General features: G+C 69.7%; 20 protein-coding genes and 1 riboswitch. Of the genes, 15 read left to right on the forward strand and 5 right to left on the reverse strand.

Features of this window, described 5'->3' with window-relative positions:
• The first annotated feature begins 281 nt into the window (after positions 1–281).
• A complete protein-coding gene (locus tag ACIP8W_RS13585) occupies positions 282–638 on the forward strand; it encodes an iron-sulfur cluster assembly accessory protein (RefSeq protein WP_023542295.1) in 357 nt (118 codons plus the stop codon).
• A 98-nt stretch (positions 639–736) separates the two neighbouring features.
• On the opposite strand, the gene ACIP8W_RS13590 is transcribed toward ACIP8W_RS13585, so the two are convergent.
• Complete coding sequence (locus ACIP8W_RS13590; protein ID WP_402203014.1) at positions 737–2,353, reverse strand: hypothetical protein; 1,617 nt, start codon at positions 2,351–2,353, stop codon at positions 737–739.
• A 249-nt stretch (positions 2,354–2,602) separates the two neighbouring features.
• Between ACIP8W_RS13590 and ACIP8W_RS13595 the strand changes: the two genes are divergently transcribed.
• The gene (locus ACIP8W_RS13595) at positions 2,603–3,580 is read left to right on the forward strand and encodes a carbohydrate kinase family protein (protein ID WP_401954181.1); all 978 of its coding nucleotides are present in this window, start codon (positions 2,603–2,605) and stop codon (positions 3,578–3,580) included.
• Between the two features lie 21 nt (positions 3,581–3,601).
• Here the strand turns inward: ACIP8W_RS13595 and ACIP8W_RS13600 are convergent, their stop codons facing one another.
• A complete protein-coding gene (locus tag ACIP8W_RS13600) occupies positions 3,602–4,999 on the reverse strand; it encodes a cysteine desulfurase/sulfurtransferase TusA family protein (RefSeq protein ID WP_401954178.1) in 1,398 nt (465 codons plus the stop codon).
• Positions 5,000–5,268: 269 nt separating this feature from the next.
• Here ACIP8W_RS13600 and coxB point away from each other — a divergent pair, with 269 nt between their 5' ends.
• From coxB to ACIP8W_RS13620, 4 genes are all read left to right on the forward strand, one after another.
• Positions 5,269–6,231, forward strand: coding sequence for a cytochrome c oxidase subunit II (gene coxB / locus ACIP8W_RS13605; RefSeq protein WP_402203016.1), 963 nt, complete (start codon positions 5,269–5,271; stop codon positions 6,229–6,231).
• Positions 6,228–7,973: a cytochrome c oxidase subunit I gene (gene ctaD, locus ACIP8W_RS13610; protein ID WP_401954173.1), complete on the forward strand. Its 1,746-nt coding sequence runs from the start codon at positions 6,228–6,230 to the stop codon at positions 7,971–7,973. Before coxB ends, ctaD begins: the two co-directional genes overlap by 4 nt.
• Entirely contained in the window at positions 7,970–8,368 is a 399-nt protein-coding gene (locus ACIP8W_RS13615) for a cytochrome c oxidase subunit 4 (RefSeq protein WP_401954170.1), read from the forward strand. The genes ctaD and ACIP8W_RS13615 overlap by 4 nt, the downstream gene beginning before the upstream one ends.
• Before the next feature lie 164 nt (positions 8,369–8,532).
• On the forward strand, positions 8,533–9,789 hold the full coding sequence (locus tag ACIP8W_RS13620; RefSeq protein WP_401954168.1) for an Ig-like domain-containing protein: 1,257 nt from the start codon (positions 8,533–8,535) through the stop codon (positions 9,787–9,789).
• Between the two features lie 67 nt (positions 9,790–9,856).
• Here ACIP8W_RS13620 and ACIP8W_RS13625 read toward each other — a convergent pair whose 3' ends face one another.
• Positions 9,857–10,258 carry a hypothetical protein gene (locus tag ACIP8W_RS13625; protein ID WP_401954165.1) on the reverse strand — a complete coding sequence of 134 codons (402 nt, stop codon included), beginning with the start codon at positions 10,256–10,258 and terminating at the stop codon, positions 9,857–9,859.
• Between the two features lie 196 nt (positions 10,259–10,454).
• On the opposite strand from ACIP8W_RS13625, the gene ACIP8W_RS13630 reads away from it, so the two are divergent.
• The 6 genes from ACIP8W_RS13630 to ACIP8W_RS13655 all read left to right on the forward strand — a co-directional run bounded on the left by ACIP8W_RS13630 (position 10,455) and on the right by ACIP8W_RS13655 (position 17,817).
• Positions 10,455–11,075, forward strand: coding sequence for a heme-copper oxidase subunit III (locus ACIP8W_RS13630; protein ID WP_401954162.1), 621 nt, complete (start codon positions 10,455–10,457; stop codon positions 11,073–11,075).
• Between the two features lie 74 nt (positions 11,076–11,149).
• Complete coding sequence (locus tag ACIP8W_RS13635; protein ID WP_401954160.1) at positions 11,150–11,959, forward strand: c-type cytochrome; 810 nt, start codon at positions 11,150–11,152, stop codon at positions 11,957–11,959.
• On the forward strand, positions 11,956–13,011 hold the full coding sequence (locus tag ACIP8W_RS13640; protein WP_401954157.1) for a Rieske 2Fe-2S domain-containing protein: 1,056 nt from the start codon (positions 11,956–11,958) through the stop codon (positions 13,009–13,011). Before ACIP8W_RS13635 ends, ACIP8W_RS13640 begins: the two co-directional genes overlap by 4 nt.
• A complete protein-coding gene (locus tag ACIP8W_RS13645) occupies positions 13,008–14,642 on the forward strand; it encodes a cytochrome bc complex cytochrome b subunit (protein ID WP_401954155.1) in 1,635 nt (544 codons plus the stop codon). Before ACIP8W_RS13640 ends, ACIP8W_RS13645 begins: the two co-directional genes overlap by 4 nt.
• Before the next feature lie 153 nt (positions 14,643–14,795).
• A complete protein-coding gene (gene trpD / locus ACIP8W_RS13650; RefSeq protein WP_402203020.1) occupies positions 14,796–15,860 on the forward strand; it encodes an anthranilate phosphoribosyltransferase in 1,065 nt (354 codons plus the stop codon).
• Positions 15,861–16,041: 181 nt separating this feature from the next.
• Positions 16,042–16,159, forward strand: a riboswitch (SAM riboswitch).
• Positions 16,160–16,401: 242 nt separating this feature from the next.
• Positions 16,402–17,817, forward strand: a complete 1,416-nt coding sequence (locus ACIP8W_RS13655) for an aminotransferase class V-fold PLP-dependent enzyme (protein ID WP_401954150.1) — start codon at positions 16,402–16,404, stop codon at positions 17,815–17,817.
• Positions 17,818–17,830: 13 nt separating this feature from the next.
• Here ACIP8W_RS13655 and ACIP8W_RS13660 read toward each other — a convergent pair whose 3' ends face one another.
• Both ACIP8W_RS13660 and ACIP8W_RS13665 read right to left on the reverse strand, forming a co-directional pair.
• Entirely contained in the window at positions 17,831–18,112 is a 282-nt protein-coding gene (locus ACIP8W_RS13660) for an Lrp/AsnC family transcriptional regulator (protein WP_401954147.1), read from the reverse strand.
• The gene (locus ACIP8W_RS13665; RefSeq protein WP_401954145.1) at positions 18,109–18,834 is read right to left on the reverse strand and encodes a rhomboid family intramembrane serine protease; all 726 of its coding nucleotides are present in this window, start codon (positions 18,832–18,834) and stop codon (positions 18,109–18,111) included. The genes ACIP8W_RS13660 and ACIP8W_RS13665 overlap by 4 nt, the downstream gene beginning before the upstream one ends.
• A gap of 150 nt (positions 18,835–18,984) precedes the next feature.
• On the opposite strand from ACIP8W_RS13665, the gene ACIP8W_RS13670 reads away from it, so the two are divergent.
• The 3 genes from ACIP8W_RS13670 to ACIP8W_RS13680 all read left to right on the forward strand — a co-directional run bounded on the left by ACIP8W_RS13670 (position 18,985) and on the right by ACIP8W_RS13680 (position 22,007).
• Complete coding sequence (locus tag ACIP8W_RS13670; RefSeq protein WP_401954143.1) at positions 18,985–19,227, forward strand: hypothetical protein; 243 nt, start codon at positions 18,985–18,987, stop codon at positions 19,225–19,227.
• Positions 19,228–19,263: 36 nt separating this feature from the next.
• A complete protein-coding gene (locus tag ACIP8W_RS13675; RefSeq protein ID WP_402203023.1) occupies positions 19,264–20,628 on the forward strand; it encodes an NYN domain-containing protein in 1,365 nt (454 codons plus the stop codon).
• A 296-nt stretch (positions 20,629–20,924) separates the two neighbouring features.
• Positions 20,925–22,007: an NlpC/P60 family protein gene (locus ACIP8W_RS13680; RefSeq protein ID WP_401954138.1), complete on the forward strand. Its 1,083-nt coding sequence runs from the start codon at positions 20,925–20,927 to the stop codon at positions 22,005–22,007.
• Positions 22,008–22,140: the final 133 nt, after the last annotated feature.

A 22,140-nucleotide genomic window follows, 5' to 3' on the forward strand; every position in this document is an offset into this window, starting at 1 on the left:
TCTAAATGACGCTATCTATCATAGACGCTTCGCGTCACTTTGACGATGGCGATAGCGTCGATGTGACGCATTCCGAAGGAACGGGCGGTGTGCGAGCATGAAGGAGGGGAAACAAGCGGAAGGAGCACGTGTCGGCGCCCCGGAATGAATCCGCGGCCGAGCCGGTTGCCTCTGTCGGCAGGTGTTCCGCGTCCAGACGCGTCAGCCGCACCAGGCCACGTACTCCGTAACTCCGCAAGCAGACTCCGCAAGCAGTCCGTACAACCCCGGGAGAGAAGCAGATGTCCGTATCGGACGAGACCACCACCGTGAGCGACGGCATCCTCCTGTCCGACGCCGCCGCGGGCAAGGTCAAGGCCCTGCTGGACCAGGAAGGCCGGGACGACCTCGCGCTGCGCGTCGCTGTTCAGCCCGGTGGCTGCTCCGGCCTGCGTTACCAGCTGTTCTTCGACGAGCGCTCGCTCGACGGGGACGTCGTCAAGGACTTCGGCGGCGTCAAGGTCGTCACCGACCGGATGAGCGCCCCGTATCTGGGCGGCGCCTCCATCGACTTCGTCGACACGATCGAGAAGCAGGGCTTCACGATCGACAACCCGAACGCGTCGGGCTCCTGCGCCTGCGGTGACTCCTTCAGCTAGGCGGTCCCGGGCGACCGGCACCAACGTGGAAGGCGGCGGCCCCCCTCGGGGGACCGCCGCCTTCCACGTTCTGCGGAGCCGTTCCGCGGAGGCGCCGCTCAGTCGCGCGCGATCCGCTCGCCCGTCTGCGCGTCCACGACCTGCCGTGTGCCCAGCGGCCGGTCCAGCGTCACCTGCGCGGACTGCTCCTTCGCCATCGCGATGCAGATCCGGCCCGGCTCGGGGTGCGACACGGCCAGCTTCACCTTGACCGCCGCATCGCCCTCGTCCGCCTGCGGTGTGTAGACGCTGCACACCCCGCCCATGAAGTGGAGCGTCAGCGTCCGGCCCGCCACGGTGTACGACGTGATGCCGCTCCCGGCCGCCTTCCCGGGCTCCGCCGGACTGTCGCCCGGCTGCCCCTCGCGCGGCGACTCGGCAGGCTCCGAGGCCGCCGGGGCCGGCTTCAGGTACTTGGCCGCCACCGCGGGCTGGGTCACCGTGTACGGCGCGCCATCCCCCTCCGGGGCCACCTCGAACAGCCACGACGGTACGAGCGCCCCCTGTCCGCCCACCGAGCGCATCGCCAGCCCGAAGACCGCCCTGTCGATCTCCACCGTGGCGGCCGACTTCCCGGGCGCCACCTTCTGCGCACCGCACGGCATGAACAACTGCCGCTCCTTGCCCAGCGGGACGGCCGAGACGGCGGGGAGAGCGGGGGCGAGAGGGGCGGCGGGGACCGCCGTCGCGCAGCCGCCGACGCCGGAACCCGAACCGGTGGCGTCCGCCGCCCTGTTCAGCTGCTTCAGCGCCTCGTCCGCGCCGATCACCGGGTAGGAGTCGCCGCGCTCGGGTTCCTTCAGCTGACCGCTGCCGCCGATCACCTTGCCGTCCGTACCCACCTGGATCCCGGTCGACCAGCCGTAGGTGGGCAGCCCGCCGACCACCGGGTCCGCGTTGACCACCCGGGTCGAGCCCATCAGCTGGCGGGCGTCGAGGTCCGCGTCGTCCTGGCCCAGCGCCTTGAGCACCGGGGCCGCCGCCTCCTTCGCCGCCGTCTCGCTGACGGCCGAACCGGAACCGGAGTCGTCACCGGTCAAAGGGGAACCGGTCAGGGACGAACCGGAGCCGGGGCCGCCCGCCGGGCAGCTCTTCCTGCCCTTCACACAGTTGTCGCCGCCGACCGGTCCGAACTGCGAGAACGTCCAGGTCCCCGGCGCCTGCTTGGCGACCCGCAGGACCGGCCCCGAGCCGTCCCTGTCCGGGCCGATCCGCCAGGCCGCGCCGTCCGACGCGGGCGGGCCCGTCAGCCCGAGCGCCTTCGCCAGCCGCGCCACCTCGTCGGCGGCCACCGATCCGTTCGTACGGTAGACCCCGGCCGTGTCCGGGCCGTCGGGCAGCTTGCCCTTGGCCCGGTAGGTGACCCCGCTCGGGTCGGGCTCGCCGGGGGCGATGGCGGGCGGGGCGGAGGCGTCCGCGGAGGTGGCGGGGCCCGCCTCCGTGGTGAGGCCGGTGTCGAGGGCGAGCGGCGGCGGGCCTTCGCCGCCCGGCCCGCCCCCGTCCGTACCACTGCCGCCGAAGGCGTTCGTGGCGAAGTACGCGCCGCCGCCGCCCGCGATCAGCACCGCCGCCGCCACCGTGGCGACGGCGAACCTCGGACGCCTCCTGCGGCGGGGGACGCCGGCGTGGCCGACGCTGTCGGCGGGGTTCTCCTGGGGCCGCTCCGTGCTGGTCACCGCTGCACTCCTTCGGCTGCGTGTCGTTCCTGGACCCGGTAACGCGGAGCGTAACCGATGTGCCACTCAGGGTGGCCCTGTCGTACTCCTCATGCCCCCGGACGGGGGACATTCGTTGGACGGGGGTGGGGAGCCGGTGGTTCCCCCGTCCCGGACGCGCGACGAGTATCGGACAAGTGATCTCACCCGGTAGTACGGACCCGGTAGCGTGAACCGTCAACCATTCTCCGCATCAGGAGTGTTCCCGCCGTGCGAATCGCAGTCACCGGATCCATCGCCACCGACCATCTGATGACCTTTCCCGGCCGTTTCGCCGACCAGTTGGTCGCCGATCAGCTGCACACGGTCTCCCTTTCCTTCCTGGTCGACAACCTGGAAGTGCGCCGGGGAGGCGTCGGCGCCAACATTTGTTTCGGGATGGGCCAGCTGGGCACCCGGCCCATCCTGGTCGGCGCCGCCGGCCAGGATTTCGACGAGTACCGCGCCTGGCTCGACCGCCACGGCGTCGACACCTCCTCCGTACACATCGCCGAGATCCTGCACACGGCCCGGTTCGTCTGTACGACGGACGCGGACCACAACCAGATCGGCTCCTTCTACGCGGGCGCGATGAGCGAGGCCCGGCAGATCGAGCTGAGCAAGGTCGCCGACCGCGTGGGCGGCCTCGACCTGGTGCTGATCGGCGCGGACGACCCCGAGGGCATGCTCCGCCACACCGAGGAGTGCCGCGCCCGGAACATCCCGTTCGCCGCGGACTTCTCGCAGCAGATCGCGCGCATGGAGGGCGAGGAGATCCGGACGCTGCTCGACGGCGCCACCTACCTCTTCTCCAACGAGTACGAGAAGGGGCTCATCGAGTCCAAGACCGGCTGGACCGACGCCGAGATCCTCTCCCGGGTCGGCTACCGCGTCACCACCCTGGGCAAGAACGGCGTCCGTATCGACCGCGAGGGCGACGAGCCGATCGTCGTCGACTGCCCGCAGGAGGAGGCCAAGGCGGACCCGACCGGCGTCGGCGACGCCTTCCGCGCCGGATTCCTCTCCGGGCTCTCCTGGGGCGTCGGTCTGGAGCGCGCCGCCCAGATCGGCTGCATGCTCGCGACCCTGGTGATCGAGACGGTCGGCACCCAGGAGTACACCCTGGGCCGCACCCGCTTCATGGAGCGCTTCACCAAGAAGTACGGGCACGACGCGGCGGCCGAGGTCAGGGCCCACCTGCCCGAGTAGCCGACGGGCACCGCACAGCCGCTACGACAGCCGGCGGACCAGGTAGGCCACGCCCACCCCGTGGTCCGCCGGCTTCTCGCCCACGTACTCCTGCCCCCGCATCTCGCACCACGCGGGGATGTCCAGCCGCGCCGCCGCGTCGTCCGAGAGGACGGTCACGGTCCCGCCCACCGGCACCTCGCCGAAGACCTTCGCCAGCTCGATCACCGGGATCGGACACCGTCTGCCCAGCGCGTCCACCACGAGCGAGGGCCCCGGCCCGGCCAGGGAGGCGGCGGCGCGCTCCCCCGGGGCGCCGAGCCGTCGCCGTACCTCCGCCACCACGCCGGGCAGCAGCTCCAGGAAGCGCTCCACCTCCGCCTCCGGGGTGCCGTGGGGGAGCGAGATCCGGACGTTCCCCTCCGACAGCACGCCCATCGCGCGCAGCACATGGCTCGGGGTCAGGGTGCTGCTCGTACAGGACGAACCGGAGTTCACCGAGAAGTCCGCCCGGTCCAGCTCGTGCAGCAGCGCCTCCCCGTCGACATAGAGACACGAGAAGGTCACCAGATGGGGGAGCCGGCGCTCCGGATCGCCCACCACCTCCACATCGGGCACCAGCTCCGGCACCCGTGACCGGATCCGGTCCACCAGCGCGCGCAGCCGGACCGCCTCCCCGGCGGCCTCCGCGCGGACCGCGCGCAGCGAGGCGGCGGCGGCCACGATCGCCGGGATGTTCTCGAAACCGGGGGTACGGCCCGACTCCCGCTCGTCGGCCGGACCTTGCGGGGCGAACCTGACCCCCTTCCGTACGGCCAGCAGCCCGACGCCCGCCGGGCCGCCCCACTTGTGCGCGCTCGCGGTCAGCAGCGACCAGGCGCCCTCCACCGGACCCCAGCCCAGCGACTGGGCCGCGTCCACCAGCAGCGGGACGCCTCGGCTGCGGCAGACCTCGGCGACCGCGGACACCGGCTGCTCCGTACCGACCTCGTGGTTGGCGGACTGGAGACAGGCCAGCGCGGTGTCCGCGCGCAGCGCCTCGGCGTACCCGTCGGGATCCACCGCCCCCCGGCGGTCCACCGGCACCTCGCTCACCGCGCCGCCGGTCGCGGAGGCGTACGCGGTCGCCGCGTGCAGGACCGAGGAGTGCTCCACCGCCGAGACGGCCGAGTGGAGTCCGACACGCCGACGGCCGGAAAGCGCGCCGGACATTCCGGAATGCACCGCGTATGTCCCCGAAGGAGTGAAAACCAGCTCGTCGGGACGGCAGCCGACGGCCTCCGCGGCGGCCTCCCGGGCCGCGTCCAGCAGCAGCGCGGCCCGCCTCCCCTCCCGGTAGAGCCGGGCGGGATCGGCCCAGCCCTCGTCCAGGGACGCCTGGAGGGCCTGACGGGCGACGGGATGCAGCGGGACCGAGGAGGCCGCGTCGAAGTAGGGCACGCCGTCACGCTAACGCGCGGACCCGGAGGAGGCGTCAGGAGCGCCCCGGAGGCGGCCGGTCGGGGCCCCGGACGCCGCGCCGGGGCCGTGGTTCCACCCCTTCGGGGTGTCGGGCGGCGCGTTGGGCACCCTCCCCGCACGACCCCAAATCGCGTCCAGTAGGGTTTGGTCCGCATAAACATCCAAACCCCTGCCCGCGTCAGGGCCGGCGACCGACCAGGAGACGGCCGCAGCCGGCCGCGCGGGCGAGACTCTCGGGAAGGCGCTACGTGAGTCCCAACGGCTCCGACCGCTCGTCGCGGCGCCCGATGCGGCGGAAGCTGCCGCAGGTGCTGACTGCGGGCCTGATCCTCGCGACCGCCACCGGTTGCACCTACAAGGACTTCCCCCGCCTCGGAATGCCCACTCCGGTGACGGAGGAGGCCCCTCGTATTCTCTCTCTCTGGCAGGGCTCGTGGGCGGCAGCGCTCATTACGGGCGTGCTGGTCTGGGGCCTGATCCTGTGGAGCGTCATCTTCCACCGGCGCAGCCGGACCAAGATCGAGGTACCCCGGCAGACCCGGTACAACATGCCCATCGAGGCGCTGTACACGGTGGTTCCGCTCATCATCGTCTCGGTCCTGTTCTACTTCACCGCCCGGGACCAGACGAAGCTCCTCACCCTCTCCGCCAAGCCGGCCCACACCGTCAACGTGGTCGGCTACCAGTGGAGCTGGGGCTTCAACTACATCGAGAACGTGGACGGCGACACCTCCACCGGCAATGAGGTCCCCAAGGAGCTCGACGCCATCCCGAAGCGCTTCGTCGACGCGTTCCCCAAGGGCGCCGAGGGCGTGTACGACTACGGCGTGCCCGGCACCCGCAACCCGCAGAACGGGAACCCGGGGCCGACGCTGTGGCTCCCCAAGGGCGAGAAGGTCAGGTTCATCCTGACGTCCCGTGATGTCATCCACTCCTTCTGGGTGGTGCCGTTCCTGATGAAGCAGGACGTCATCCCGGGGCACACCAACTCCTTCGAGGTGACCCCCAACCAGGAGGGCACCTTCATGGGCAAGTGCGCCGAGCTGTGCGGCGTCGACCACTCGCGGATGCTCTTCAACGTCAAGGTGGTCTCTCCGGAGCGCTACCAGCAGCACCTCGAAGGGCTGGCCAAGAAGGGCCAGAACGGCTACATCCCGTCGGGCATCGCGCAGACGGATCCGGCCAAGAACGCGGAGACGAACAAACTGTGAGCATCCTCAACGAACCCCAGGGTGCCGCCGCAGCAGCTGAGGACTCTTACGAGAACGAGCTGCCGGTACGGCGCAAGCAGCCGGGCAACGTCGTCGTGAAGTGGCTGACCACCACCGATCACAAGACGATCGGCACGATGTACCTGGTCACGTCGTTCGCGTTCTTCTGCATCGGTGGGGTGATGGCGCTCTTCATGCGCGCCGAGCTGGCCCGCCCCGGCACGCAGATCATGTCGAACGAGCAGTTCAACCAGGCGTTCACGATGCACGGCACGATCATGCTGCTGATGTTCGCGACGCCGCTGTTCGCCGGGTTCGCGAACTGGATCATGCCGCTCCAGATCGGCGCGCCCGATGTGGCGTTCCCCCGGCTGAACATGTTCGCCTACTGGCTGTACCTCTTCGGTTCGCTCATCGCGGTGAGCGGTTTCCTCACCCCGCAGGGCGCCGCCGACTTCGGCTGGTTCGCCTACTCCCCGCTGTCGGACGCGGTCCGTTCACCGGGCGTCGGCGCCGACCTGTGGATCATGGGCCTGGCCTTCTCCGGCTTCGGTACGATCCTCGGCTCGGTCAACTTCATCACCACGATCATCTGCATGCGCGCCCCCGGCATGACGATGTTCCGTATGCCGATCTTCACCTGGAACGTCCTGCTGACCGGTGTGCTGGTCCTGCTGGCCTTCCCGGTGCTGGCCGCCGCGCTGTTCGCCCTGGAGGCGGACCGCAAGTTCGGTGCGCACATCTTCGACGCGGCGAACGGCGGAGCACTGCTCTGGCAACACCTCTTCTGGTTCTTCGGCCATCCAGAGGTGTACATCATCGCCTTGCCGTTCTTCGGCATCGTCTCCGAGATCATCCCGGTCTTCAGCCGCAAGCCGATGTTCGGCTACATCGGTCTGGTCGCCGCGACCATCTCCATCGCGGGTCTCTCGGTGACGGTGTGGGCGCACCACATGTACGTGACCGGCGGCGTGCTGCTGCCGTTCTTCTCCTTCATGACCTTCCTGATCGCGGTACCGACCGGTGTGAAGTTCTTCAACTGGATCGGCACCATGTGGAGGGGGTCGCTCTCCTTCGAGACCCCGATGCTCTGGACGGTCGGCTTCCTGGTCACCTTCCTCTTCGGTGGTCTGACCGGCGTCATCCTGGCGTCGCCGCCGATGGACTTCCACGTCTCCGACTCGTACTTCGTCGTCGCGCACTTCCACTACGTCGTCTTCGGCACCGTGGTGTTCGCGATGTTCGCCGGATTCCACTTCTGGTGGCCGAAGTTCACCGGCAAGATGCTGGACGAGCGGCTCGGGAAGATCACCTTCTGGACGCTGTTCATCGGTTTCCACGGCACCTTCCTCGTGCAGCACTGGCTGGGTGCCGAGGGCATGCCGCGCCGGTACGCGGACTATCTCGCCGCCGACGGCTTCACCGCGCTGAACACCATCTCCACGATCAGCTCGTTCGTCCTCGGTCTGTCGATCCTGCCGTTCTTCTACAACGTCTGGAAGACGGCCAAGTACGGCAAGAAGATCGAGGTCGACGACCCGTGGGGCTACGGGCGTTCGCTGGAGTGGGCGACCTCCTGCCCGCCGCCGCGGCACAACTTCCTCACGCTGCCGCGCATCCGGTCCGAATCACCGGCGTTCGATCTGCACCACCCGGAGCTGACCGCTCTCGACCAGCTGGAGAACGTCGGCCACGGCGCCGATGCCGGCGCCCTCGCCGGTGGTAAGGAGGCCGGTAAGTGAAGATCCAAGGCAAGATGTTCATCTGGCTGAGCGTCTTCATCCTCGCCTGCGCCATCGTCTACGGCGTCTGGTCGAAGGAGCCGGTCGGTACGACGGGGCTGTTCCTGGCCTTCGGTCTGACCGTCATGATCGGCTTCTATCTGGCCTTCACGGCCCGCCGGATGGACGCGCTGGCCCAGGACGACGAGAACGCCGAGGTCACGGACGAGGCCGGCGAGGTGGGGTTCTTCTCCCCGCACAGCTGGCAGCCGCTCGCGCTCGGCATCGGTGGCGCCCTGCTCTTCCTCAGCGTCGCGATCGGCTGGTGGCTGGCGTACTTCTCGGCGCCGCTGCTGCTGATCGGCCTGTGGGGCTGGGTCTTCGAGTACTACCGCGGCGAGAGCCGCACGCAGTAGTGCCGAACCCGGCCGCGCCGGGCGAGGCCGGGTGAGCGCAGTAACACAGATGATCATTCCAGGGGCCCGGACACTCCGACAAGGAGAGTCCGGGCCCTCGTTTGCCTCACTCGTCTGCGTCACTCGTCGCGCTGAGCCGGGCGAATCTTCATAGCGTGAGGTCCATGAACCACACGCCACGTTTGAGCACCGTCCTCACCTGCACCCTGCTGGTCGTGTCCCTCGGGGCGGGCGCGACGGCGTGCGGAAGCAGCATCAGCCCCCATCCGCTCTCCACCGAGCCGTACGACGCCGCCGGGCAGATCGCCTTCAGCGCCCCGGCCGGCAACGCCAAGGCGAACCCCGACAAACCGCTGGAGATCACCGCCAAGAACCGCGACAGCCGGATCACCGACGTGACGGCCGTCGACACGGGCGGCCACTTCCTGGCGGGCGAACTCACCGCGGACGGCATGCGCTGGCACTCCACGGCCCCGCTGGCGGCCGGTACCCGGTACACCGTCAGAGTGGCCACCGAGGACAACGAGGGATCCCCCGGCTCCCGTACGCTCACCTTCGACACCACCCCCGCCAAGAAGACCCTGAAGGCCGAATTCGGCCCGGACGCGGGCACCTACGGGGTGGGGCAGCCGGTCGTCGTGACACTCAGCGAGCCGGTCAAGTCGAAGGAAGCCAGGGATGTCGTCGAACGCTCCCTGAAGGTCCGCTCCACCCCCTCCGTGGCGGGCGCCTGGCACTGGGTGGACGACAAGGAACTCCACTACCGGCCCAAGGAGTACTGGCCCGCGAACAGCTCCGTCACCGCGACCAGCACACTCGAAGGAGTGAAGGTCGGCGACAAGCTGTACGGCGGCGCCGTCAAGCCGCTCAAGCTCACGATCGGCGACAAGATCGAGGCCATCACCGACGCCTCGGCGCACTACATGACGATCTACCGCAACGGCGAAGAGATCAACAGCATCCCGGTGACCACCGGCAAACCCGGCTTCTCCACCCGCAACGGCATCAAGGTCGTCCTGGGCAAGGAGTACTTCGTGCGGATGCGCGGCGAGACCGTCGGCATCTCCTCGGGCAGCAGCGAGGGGTACGACCTGCCGGTCTACTGGGCCACCCGGGTGACCTGGAGCGGCGAATACGTCCACGCCGCGCCCTGGTCCGTGGCCTCACAGGGCTCGGCGAACGTCAGCCACGGCTGCACGGGCATGTCGACCGGCAACGCGGCGTGGTTCTTCGAGACCGTCCGCGAGGGCGACATCGTCCAGGTCATCAACAGCGCGGGCGACGACATGGAGGACTTCGGCAACGGCTTCGGCGACTGGAACCTGAGCTGGGACAACTGGCGCAAGGGCAGTGTCCTCCAGGCCGGCACCAGGGAGGGTGCCACCCCCGCCGACGCGGCCCGGCTGCGCCCCGAGGTCTGACCGTACGGGAGCGGGGTCGCCCCCGCCTCCGTACGGAACCGCCCTCGTGCGGCTTGAGCCGTACCGCCTAAGCCCGGACGGAGAGCCGGGCGCGCAGGAGGCCCGCCAGGGCGTCGGCGAAGCCGACCGGTTCCACCGGAAGGGTGACAGCGGCGTCCGCGCGGCTCCAGGTGGCCAGCCAGGCGTCCTGCGGACGGCCGATCAGCAGCAGGACGGGCGGGCAGTCGTAGATCTCGTCCTTGATCTGCCGACAGACACCCATACCGCCCGCGGGAGCGGTCTCGCCGTCCAGCACACAGACATCGATCCCGCCCCGGTCCAGCCGTTCGAGCACGGCGGGGAGCGTGGCACACTCCAGGAACTCGACCGGCGGTACGTCGGCGGCCGGCCGCCTGCCCGCCGCCAGCCTGACCTGCTCGCGGATGTTCGCGTCGTCGCTGTAGACCAGCACCGTGGCGGTCGGCTGCATTGGTTCCTCCGTGACATCAGTGTCTGCGAGGGCTCCAGGGCTCCACGGCCCTGAACCGATGGGCGGATCGTACTCCGTCGGACACCGTGTCAGCACGGGTAAGAACAGCCCTTCGCTGGGCCGTTCGAGCTGGACACGCCCCATGGACACACCGAACGGCACCCCGGAGGTCAGCGCGGGATAAGCGACCGACATAATGTCGGTCGTGGCGACAGCAACGACAGTAGAAACCGGGCACGCGCACCCGTCGGTCAATCGGCCGAACCTCACCAGCGTCGGAACCATCATTTGGCTGAGTTCCGAGCTGATGTTCTTCGCGGCCCTCTTCGCGATGTACTTCACCCTGCGATCTGTCATGGGCGCGGAGCACTGGAAGGAAATGACTCATGCCCTGAACGTCCCGTTCTCGGCCGCGAACACCACGATCCTCGTGCTCTCCTCCCTCACCTGCCAGCTCGGCGTCTTCGCCGCCGAGCGAGGTGACGTGAAGAAGCTCCGCACCTGGTTCGTGGTTACGTTCGTGATGGGTGCGATCTTCATCGGCGGTCAGGTCTTCGAGTACACGGAGCTGGTCAAGAAGGACGGCATCTCGCTCTCCTCCGACCCGTACGGCTCGGTGTTCTACCTCACCACCGGCTTCCACGGTCTGCACGTGACAGGGGGTCTGATCGCGTTCCTGTTCGTACTGGGCAGGACCTACGCGGCCAAGCGATTCACCCACGAGCAGGCGACCGCAGCCATCGTCGTGTCCTATTACTGGCACTTCGTCGATGTCGTCTGGATCGGCCTTTTCGCCACGATCTACTTGATCAAGTAGTCGCCGGGCAACGCGCCCGACGCGTACACAGTCCAGAAGCACCGACGCAGAAGATCCTGACACCGGGGTAATCCGTGAAAAAGCTCTCCGCACGACGACGCCATCCGCTGGCGGCGGTCGTCGTCCTACTCCTCGCGCTGGCGGCCACCGGGGGGCTGTACACCGCGTTCGCGCCCGCGGGCAAGGCGCAGGCTGATGACACCGCCCAGTCCCTCGCCATCGAGGAGGGCAAGAAGCTCTACTCCGTCGGCTGCGCCAGCTGCCACGGAACCGGCGGGCAGGGATCCTCTGACGGCCCCAGCCTCGTCGGCGTGGGCTCGGCCGCCGTGGACTTCCAGGTCGGCACCGGCCGTATGCCGGCACAGCAGCCCGGCGCGCAGGTGCCGAAGAAGAAGGTCATCTACTCGCAGGCGCAGACCGACCAGCTCGCCGCGTACGTAGCCTCCCTCGGCGCCGGCCCGATCACACCGACCGCGAAGCAGTACAGCCCCTCCGGCGCGGACATCGCCAAGGGTGGCGAGCTGTTCCGTACCAACTGCACCCAGTGCCACAACTTCACCGGTGAGGGTGGTGCGCTGACCCACGGCAAGACCGCACCGAGCCTTGAGGGCGTGGACCCCAAGCACATCTACGAGGCCATGCAGACCGGCCCGCAGAACATGCCCTCCTTCCCCGACTCCACCATGCCGGAGCAGCAGAAGAAGGACATCATCGCCTACGTCAAGGCGGTGAACGGGGACGAGACCGAGAGCCCTGGCGGCCTCCAGCTGGGCGGCCTCGGCCCCGTCAGCGAGGGACTGTTCGCCTGGATCTTCGGCCTCGGTGTTCTGATCGCGGCTGCCGTCTGGGTCGCTGCCCACACCGCTAAGGCCAAGAAGTCATGAGTAGCCAAGAAGAGAAATCAGTAGAGAGCCTGCCGAGAGAGCAGGACGCCGCGCACGGTGCGGTGGGGCTGAAGGACGATCCGTTCGCGGACCCGGGCCTGCCGGCGCACCAGCCGCGTATCCAGGACATCGACGAGCGCGCGGCCAAGCGGTCCGAGCGCGCGGTCGCCTTCATGTTCCTGCTGTCGATGGCGGCGACCGTGGCGTTCATCGTCTCGTTCGTGGTGTTCCCGGTCGACAAGAGCGTCTTCATCTTCCCGTTCGGGCACGTCAGCATCCTGCACTTCTCGCTGGGGCTGACCCTGGGCATCGCCCTGTTCTGCATCGGCGCGGGCGCGGTCCACTGGGCCCGTACGCTGATGTCGGACGTGGAGGTCGCCGACGAGCGTCACCCGATCGAGGCGACGCCCGAGGTCAAGGCGAAGGTCCTGGCGGACTTCGCGGCGGGTGCGGCCGAGTCCGGCTTCGGCCGGCGCAAGCTGATCCGCAACACGATGTTCGGCGCGCTGGCGCTGGTGCCGCTCTCCGGTGTGGTGCTCCTGCGCGAGCTGGGCCCGCTGCCCGAGAACAAGCTCCGTACGACGCTCTGGGCCAAGGGCAAAGAGCTGATCAACATGAACACCCACGAGCCGCTGCGTCCCGAGGACGTCGTCGTGGGCTCGCTGACCTTCGCCATGCCCGAGGGGCTGGAGGAGCACAGCGAGGACTTCCAGCGGGAGATCGCCAAGGCGGCCCTGATGATCGTCCGTATCCAGCCGGACGAGATCAAGGACAAGCGCGAACTCGACTGGTCCCACCAGGGCATCGTGGCGTTCTCCAAGATCTGCACGCATGTCGGCTGCCCGATCAGCCTCTACGAGCAGCAGACGCACCATGTGCTCTGCCCGTGCCACCAGTCCACCTTCGACCTCTCCGACGGCGCCCGCGTCATCTTCGGCCCGGCCGGTCACGCCCTTCCGCAGCTGCGGATCGGTGTGAACGCCGCCGGAAACCTTGAGGCGCTCGGCGACTTCGACGAGCCCGTCGGCCCTGCCTTCTGGGAGCGCGGATGAGTACCAGCACTGTCACGGACGACAAGAACCGCAAAGCGCCCGCGGGCGAGCGGGTCGCCGACTGGGCGGACGGCCGGCTGGGGATCTACTCCCTCGCCAAGGCCAACATGCGCAAGATCTTCCCGGACCACTGGTCCTTCATGCTCGGTGAGATCTGCCTCTACAGCTTCATCATCATCATCCTCACGGGTGTGTATCTGACGCTGTTCTTCCACCCGTCGATGAACGAGGTGGAGTACCACGGCAGTTACGTCCCGCTCCAGGGCGTGCTGATGTCGGAGGCGTACGCCTCGACACTCGACATCAGCTTCGACGTCCGTGGCGGTCTGCTCATCCGGCAGATCCACCACTGGGCGGCGCTGATCTTCCTCGCGGCCATGATGGTCCACATGATGCGCGTCTTCTTCACGGGCGCCTTCCGCAAGCCGCGCGAGGTCAACTGGCTGTTCGGCTTCCTGCTGTTCGTCCTGGGCATGTTCACCGGGTTCACCGGTTACTCGCTCCCGGACGACCTGCTCTCCGGCACCGGTGTCCGCTTCACGCAGGGCGCGATCCTGTCCGTGCCGATCGTCGGTACGTACATCTCGATGTTCCTGTTCGGCGGGGAGTTCCCGGGCACCGACTTCGTGGCCCGGTTCTACTCGGTCCACATCCTGCTGCTGCCCGGCATCATGCTCGGGCTGGTCGTGGCCCACCTGATCCTGGTCTTCTACCACAAGCACACGCAGTTCGCGGGTCCCGGCCGGACCAACAACAACGTCGTGGGCATGCCGCTGCTGCCGGTCTACATGGCCAAGGCCGGAGGCTTCTTCTTCCTGGTCTTCGGGCTGATCTCGATCGTCTCGGCCATCGCGACGATCAACCCGATCTGGGCGCTCGGCCCGTACCGCGCGGACCAGGTCTCCACCGGAGCCCAGCCCGACTGGTACATGGGAGCGCCCGAGGGCCTCATCCGGGCCATGCCCGGCTGGGAGATCAACTTCGCGGGACACACGCTCGTCCTGGGTGTGTTCATCCCGCTGATGGTCCTCGGCCTGGTCCTCGGCTCGATCGCGGTCTACCCGTTCATCGAGGCCTGGGTCACCGGCGACAAGCGCGAGCACCACATCCTGGACCGCCCGCGCAACGCCCCGACCCGCACCGCCTTCGGTGTGGCCTGGCTGGCCTGGTACTTCGTCCTCCTGGTCGGCGGCGGAAACGACCTGTGGGCGACGCACTTCCATCTGTCGATCAACTCGATCACCTGGTTCGTGCGCATCGGCTTCTTCGTCGTCCCGGTCGTCACCTTCATCATCACCAAGCGGATCTGCATCGGCCTCCAGCGGCGCGACGCGGAGAAGGTGCTGCACGGACGCGAGTCCGGCATCATCAAGCGGCTGCCGCACGGAGAGTTCATCGAGGTGCACGCCCCGCTGGACCAGGAGGCCCTGCACACGCTCACCGCGCACGAGCAGTACCGGCCCGCGGAGCTGGGTCCCGAGGTCGACGAGAACGGGGTACGCCGCAAGGTGTCGCCGGTCGAGAAGCTCAGGGTCAAGCTCAGCAAGGGCTACTACGGGGAGGGCAACCAGATCCCCAAGCCCACCGCCGAGGAGTACAAGGAGATCAGCAGCGGCCACGGCCACCACTGATCCCCGCCCGGCCTTTCCAGGTCGCCACCACCGAGGGCCCCGGCCCGGTCTCCCACCAGGGAACCGGCCGGGGCCCCCGGCGTTTCCGGGCCCGATAGGGTTGACCCGGGCCCAGGCGGGCCCGTGTACCGTCCCGGACCCCAGGAGCGAGCGATGAGCGCTGTTACCCCCGTCGGAGGCGACACCGTGGCGGGCCGCACCTGGCCGGGTGTGCTGAACCGCCTGCTGCGCGGCGAGGATCTGAACACCGGGGACACGGCCTGGGCCATGGACCGCATCATGAGCGGCGAGGCCACCGATGTGCAGATCGCCGGGTTCGCGGTCGCGCTGCGTGCCAAGGGCGAGACCGTCGAGGAGGTCACCGGGCTGGTGCGCGCCATGTACGCGCACGCCAACACGATCGAGGTGCCCGGCCGTACGGTCGACATCGTCGGCACCGGCGGCGATCTCGCCAAGACCGTCAACATCTCCACCATGTCCGCGATCGTCCTCGCGGGGACCGGCGCGAAGGTCGTCAAGCACGGCAACCGCGCCTCGTCGTCGGCGAGCGGTGCCTCGGACGTACTGGAGAAGCTCGGCGTCAATTTGGAGCTGACACCGCGACGGGTCGCGGAGGTCGCCGAGGAGGCGGGCATCACCTTCTGCTTCGCGGTGAAGTTCCACCCCGCGCTGCGGTACGCGGCCAAGGCCCGCCGGGAGCTGGGTGCCCAGACCACGTTCAACATCCTCGGCCCGCTCACCAACCCGGCCCGGGTCCGCGCCCAGGCCGTGGGCGTGGCGGACCTCCGGATGGCGCCGATCGTGGCCGGGGTGCTGGCCGAGCGGGGCAACTCCGCGCTGGTCTTCCGGGGTGACGACGGGCTCGACGAGCTGACGACCACCGCGACGTCCCGGGTCTGGGTCGTACGGGACGGCGGGGTCGCCGAGCGGCCCTTCGACCCCAGGGACGTGGGGCTGCCGCTGGTGCCCGTGGAGGCGCTGCGAGGCGCGGACGCCTCGTACAACGCCGATGTCGCCCGCCGGTTGCTGGGCGGCGAGACCGGACCCGTACGGGACGCCGTGCTGCTCAACTCGGCGGCGGCGCTGGTGGCGCTGGACCCGGCCGCGGGCTCGCTGGAGGAGCAGCTGACGGCGGGGATCGCGCGGGCCGCGGAGTCGATCGACTCGGGGGCGGCGGCGCGGGCGCTGTCGCGCTGGGTGGCGGCGAGCAACGCCTGAGCGGGTGAGACGGGGGAGGGGCGGGTCGAGCCGGGTGGGGTCGAGCCGGGTGGGGCGTCGGGTTGGGTTCCTGCCCGTCCTGCCGGTCCGGCCCGCCTTTCCTGCCCCCTCCCGTCCCTTCCGTCCCGCATGGCGGACATCTCTTGGGGCGCCCGGCGCCCTGTGCCATACTCTCGCCCAAGGTCATGAGTGACAGCGATTTAGGCCCCGGCTCGCTGTCCGGCAACCCTCCGTCCGTGGCGGGGTGCCCCGGGTGAAGACCAGGCCGTAGGCAGCGAGGTCTGCGGCAAGCGCGGACCCCTTGCCACCTTTGGGGTCCTGGTCCTCAAGGGAGCAGTCTCGTGAGCAAGCGAATGCGTTAGGGCTTTCAGGCCCCCTCTTCAACACCCTCCGCGCGGCGGTCCCCCGTGATCTCCGGTATTCCCCTGATCCCCAGCGATCTCCGCGTGTCGAGGTATCCCCCGCGCCGTGTCACGGCTCCGCCGTGCCCGCCCGCGGGTCCTTGAAGCCGTTTCCACGTGTCCTGCCGGGAGATAACGCCATGTCCGCATACCCGAACGCCACCGCCACCTCGTCCGCCGCCCCCTCCGTCGCGCCGTCCGACGACCCCGCCTGTGCCGCCCCGCTGCCGGTGCTCGGCCGGGACGTGACCGTGCCGCTCGTGACCGGCGGCGAGGTCAGTTACGCCGCGCTGGACTACGCGGCCAGCGCCCCGGCGCTCCAGCGGGTGTGGGACGACATCGCCGCGTACGCCCCGTACTACGGCAGCGTGCACCGGGGGGCCGGGTATCTGTCGCAGCTCTCCACCGACCTGTTCGAGAACAGCCGCCGTACGGTCGCCGAGTTCCTCGGCTGCCGCCCGGACGACCAGGTGGTCTTCACCCGCTCGACCACGGACTCGCTGAATCTGCTCGCCGCCGCGATCCCGGACGGCTGCCAGGTCTTCGTCTTCGAGACGGAGCACCACGCCTCCCTGCTGCCCTGGCGGGACGCCCGCGTGACCTATCTGAACGCCCCCCGCACCCCGGCCGCGGCCGTCGCCACACTGGAGCGCGCGCTCGCCTCACGCGACCCGCAGGGGCCGGCGCTGGTCTGTGTGACGGGTGCGTCCAATGTGACCGGTGAGCTGTGGCCCGTACGGGAACTGGCCGCCGCCGCGCACGCGCACGGCGCCCGGATCGTGCTGGACGCCGCCCAGCTCGTACCGCATCACGCCGTGGACATCGCCGAGCTGGACGTCGACTGGATCGCCTTCTCCGGGCACAAGCTGTACGCGCCCTTCGGCTCCGGGGTGCTCGCGGGCCGCGCCGACTGGCTCCAGGCCGCCGAGCCGTATCTCGCGGGCGGCGGCGCCAGCCGCAAGGTCGCGCGCCGGGCGGACGGCGGGGTGGACGTCGACTGGCACACCACGGCGGCCCGCCACGAGGCCGGTTCGCCCAATGTCATCGGGGTGTACGCCATCGCCTCGGCCTGCAAGGCGCTGGCCGAGGCCGGTTTCGACGCACTGGCCGCGCGCGAGCGGCGGCTGGTCGCGCGGGTGCGCGAGGGCCTGGCCGAGGTGCCCGAGGTGCGGGTGCTCTCGCTCTTCGGCGACGACGCGCCACGGGTCGGGGTGCTGTCCTTCGTGGTCGAGGGATGGAACAGCTCGCACTTCGCCGCCGCCCTCTCGGCGGAGTACGGCATCGGCGTACGCGACGGCCTGTTCTGCGCCCACCCGCTGGTGCGCACGCTGCTGGGCAGCGACCCGCGCGACCCGGGGGAGTGCGGCGCCCCGGAGGCGGAGCCGGGGGAGAGTTCGCTGAACGCGATCCGGGTCAGCTTCGGGGCGGGGACGCCCGACGAGCACGTGGAGCGGTTCGTCCATGCCGTACAGGAGCTGGTGAGCGACGGCGCGCGGTGGAACTACCGCACGGAGGACGGCCGTTGCGTACCGGACCGGGACGGTGGCGCGGCGTAGGGCCTGATACGCGTCAGGCGTCGAGGCCGATGGCGAAGGCCGCTTCCAGGTCGTGCTGCGAGTACGTACGGAACGCCACATGCGTGTCCGTGGCCTCGACGCCCGGGATCTTGCTGATCGCGCCGGGGATGACATCGGCCAGATCGTCGTGCCCGGCGACGCGGACCATGGCGATCAGGTCGTACGTACCCGTCACGGAGAAGACCTCGCTGACGCTGTCCAGCGCGGCGATCGACTCGGCGATCTCGGGGATCCGGTCGACGCTGGTCTTGATGAGCACGATCGCGGTGATCACGGTTGGCGTTCTCCCTCGGTGGCCCCGGTTGTGGCTCTCACTGTATCGGTACGCCAGTACCGCCCCCAGGCGTAGAGGAAACCGGCGCCGAAGCCCACCAGATGGGCCAGATAGGCAACTCCGGGGCCCGGCTCCGCGCCGCGCGCGGCCAGCCACTGGAGCGTGAACCAGAAGACCAGCACGATCCAGGCCGGGAAACGCAGCGGCAGGAAGAACAGGAACGGGAAGAGGCTGGTGACCCTGGCCCGGGGGAAGAGATGGAGAAAGGCGCCGAGCACCCCCGAGATCGCGCCGGAGGCGCCCACGAGGGTCTGGTCGGAGGCGGCGTTCGCGACGGCGTAGCCGGACAGCGCGAGAGCGCCGACGGCGAGATAGAAGAGCAGGAACCGGATCCGGCCCATCCGCTCCTCGGCCATCGCGCCGAAGACGTACAGGAAGAGCATGTTCCCCAGCAGGTGCAGCCAGCTTCCGTGGACGAAGAGGGCCGTCAACGGGGTGCGGAGGGCTCCCGGGGAGCCGCGCGTCAGTTCGGCCGGGATAACGCCCCAGCGCTCGAAGTAGGCGCTCTGCGCGGCCAGCAGGGCGTCTCCCCGGCCGTGCCCCGGGTGGAGGCCGGAGACCGGGCCGACCAGGAAGGCCAGCACGCACAGGGCGATCAGTCCGTGGGTCACCAGCGGCCGGCCGTCCGCCGTCCACCTGGTGATCGTCCGCCGCAGGGTCATGGACAGAGCATCGCGTACCGGGACCGAACGGTACGGAGCGCCTCGCCGCCCCGCGGGGTGCCCGGGAGGCCGTAGGGTTGCCCGGTGTAATACGCGGTTCGACGCCGTAGCGCGGGGCACCGCACGAGGGACGAACGAAACGAGGCAGGCATGACGACGGTTCCCGAGCCCACGGCCGCCACTCGGTGGCGCTGCACCCTGTGCGGCAATCTGACCCGGTTCGATGTGACGCGTTCGTCGAAGGCTGTCGAGTACGTCCATCTGGACCTGGCCGGGGAGCCTAAGGTCGAGGAGCGCGAGGTGGTCAGTGAGACCATCGAGTCGGTGCGCTGCCGTTGGTGCAACGCGGTGGATCAGATCGAGCTGGTGGACAGGCCGGGCGCCGGTTCCTGACGGAGCCGCCCGAAAGGGGTAGTGGGGTGACGGATCGTGGAGCAGCCCGCGGGCGGTGCTGAGCCGGCCGGTGCGGCCGGCGGTGACGCCGCGGAGGCGCTCGACCGCCCCCTCCCGGACGGAGTGCGGCGCCGGGTCGTCGCGCTGGTCTCGGACGCCTTCGGCGGCCTGACCGTCACGGAACTGCCCGCGCAGCTGCGGCAGTACGCCCGGTTCACGCCGAACAGGCGGACCAAGTTCGCGGGCAACGCGATGGCCGCGGCCCTGGAGAGCGACCTGCTGTTCCGGCAGCGGATCGGGGAGCGCATCGCCGTCGCGCAGCCCGAACTGGCCGCTGCCCTGGAGTCCGGATCGCCGCCCGCCGCCGCGGACCCCGTCGATGTGGCCGCCGCCGCGTATGTGCTGCGGCCACCCGGATGGGTGAAGCTGGTGGCCGCCGCGGGCGAGGAGGCGCAGCGCGCCGACGCCGAGCGCGCCGACGAGGAGACCCGGCGCGAGCTGGAGCGGCTCCGGGCGGAGCTGGCCGCCGCCAGGGCGCTCACCAGGACCGACACCGAACGGCTCCGCGCGGAGCTGGAGGCGGCCCGCAAGGAGGCCGAGTCGCTCCACCGCAAACTGCGCAGCGCCCAGAGCGATGTGAAGCGCGGCGAGGCCGCGCTGCGCCGGGTCGGCGCCGAGGTCGAGACGCTCCGGGCGGAGGCCGCCGCCTCGGTGTCGGCCGCCGAGAGCGAGACCCGGCGGGTCAAGGCGCGCCTCGCCGAGGCGGAGGCCGCGGTCGAGGCGGGCCGCCGGGCCGCCCGGGAGGGGCGCTCGGTCGAGGACATGCGGCTGCGGCTGCTGCTGGACACGGTGCTGGAGGCGGCGCAGGGGCTACGGCGCGAACTCGCCCTGCCACCCGCCGCGAACCGTCCCGCCGATACGGTCGACGCGGTCGAGCCGGGCCGGATGTCGCCCAAGGACGTGGCGGCCCGCGCGCTGTCGGAGACGGATCCGGCGCTTCTCGACCAGTTGCTGGCGCTTCCGCAGTCCCATCTGATCGTGGATGGCTACAACGTGACCAAGACCGGCTATCCCACGATGCCGTTGGAGAAGCAGCGGCTACGGCTGCTGGGCGGGCTCGCGATGCTCGCGGCCCAGACCGGCGCGGAGATGACCTGTGTCTTCGACGGCGCCGAACTCGCGGCGCCGGTCCTGCTGGCCCCGCCGCGCGGGGTGCGGGTGCTGTTCTCCAAACCGGGGGTCACCGCGGACGAGTTGATCCGCCAGCTGGTACGGGCGGAGCCGCCGGGGCGGCCGGTGGTGGTCGTCTCCACCGACCGGGAGGTCGCGGACGGAGTGGCCAAGGCCGGTGCCAGACCGGTCGCGTCCGTCCTGCTGCTGAAGCGGCTCTCGCGGGTCTGAGGGTGGTTCGTCGTTTCTGCGGGCGGTTCCGTGGTTCTGCGGGTGGTTCCGCAGTTCCGGGTGCGGCTTTCGGACGGCCGGCGGAGCGCAGTGTCAAATGTCCATGACTGCCTGTGTGATGTCTGTAAATAATATGGGGTTGACAGGGTTTTTTCTGGTGAGGATTTGAACTGATCACAAGAAGGTCACTAGGGTCGGGCTTCGAACCTTCGCTCGGTTGATCACTCGTCAGGAGTGGCGGCGAAGTACCGCCGACCGTGGCCCGGTGGGCGGCTGAGGAGAAGGAGCTCGCCTCCGTGGGGTCCCACCGTCGTCCCAAGCAGCCGAGCCGCGCACGGGTGACCGTGCTCACCACGGTCGCCGCCGCTGCTGTCGCTCTCACATCCCAGGCCGCCCAGGCCGACCCGAAGCCGAGCAAGGCGGACGTCAAGGAGAAGGTCGACAAGCTCTACGAGGACGCCGAGGTGGCCACCGAGAAGTACAAGGCCGCCGAGGAGTCCCAGGAGAAGCTGGAGAAGGAAGTCGGCGCCCTCCAGGACAAGGTCGCCCGGGGCCAGGAAGAGCTGAACGAGATGCGCGACGGCCTCGGTGCCATCGCCAGCGCCCAGTACCGTACGGGCGGCATCGACCCCGCCGTACAGCTGTTCCTCTCCTCCGACCCGGACAGCTACCTGGAGAAGGCGTCCACGCTCGACCAGGTCAGCGCCCGGCAGGCCGAGTCGCTCCAGCTCATCCAGTCCAAGCAGCGGTCCCTCGCGCAGGAGCGCAAGGAGGCGCAGAGCAAGGTCGACGACCTCGCCGAGACGCGCAAGGAGCTGGGCAAGAAGAAGGACCTCGTCAAGTCCAAGCTCGCCGCCGCGCAGAAGCTCCTCAACACGCTCACCGAGGCCGAGCGCGCCGCCCTGGTCAAGGCCGACGCGGATCGTGCCGCCGCCGACGCCGAGCGCGCCAGCCGCGACAGCGACCGTGGGGGCAGCTCGGCTTCCACCGGCTCCTCCACCCCCGACCTCGGTGGCTCCGTGCCCGGCTCGCAGCGCGCCGCCGCCGCGTTCGCCGCCGCGCAGAGCAAGATCGGCACGCCGTACGTGTACGGAGCCAACGGCCCCGGCAACTTCGACTGCTCCGGCCTCACTTCCTGGGCGTACGCGCAGGCGGGTGTCTCCATCCCCCGCACCTCGCAGGCCCAGGGCGCCTACGGCACCCACCTGGCGAAGAGCCAGCTCCAGGTCGGCGACCTCGTCATCTTCTACGGCGACCAGCACCACGTCGGCTTCTACGCGGGCAACAACCAGGTGCTGCACGCCCCGCGTACCGGCGCCGTCGTGCGCTACGAGTCGATGGACAACATGCCGTTCCAGTTCGGCGTCCGGATCGCCTGATCCCGGAGAACCGTCTGCGACACCCGCCCGTTCGGGCGAATTTCCGCGTCCTTCGCTGACGCCGCGCCCCGCCGATGACCTTGAGGTCTGCGGCGGGGCGCCGTTTTGTGTGCGCGGGGCGGTCGTTGGCCGC

This window comes from Streptomyces sp. NPDC088554, from assembly GCF_044752945.1.
In the GTDB taxonomy this organism is placed as follows: domain Bacteria; phylum Actinomycetota; class Actinomycetes; order Streptomycetales; family Streptomycetaceae; genus Streptomyces.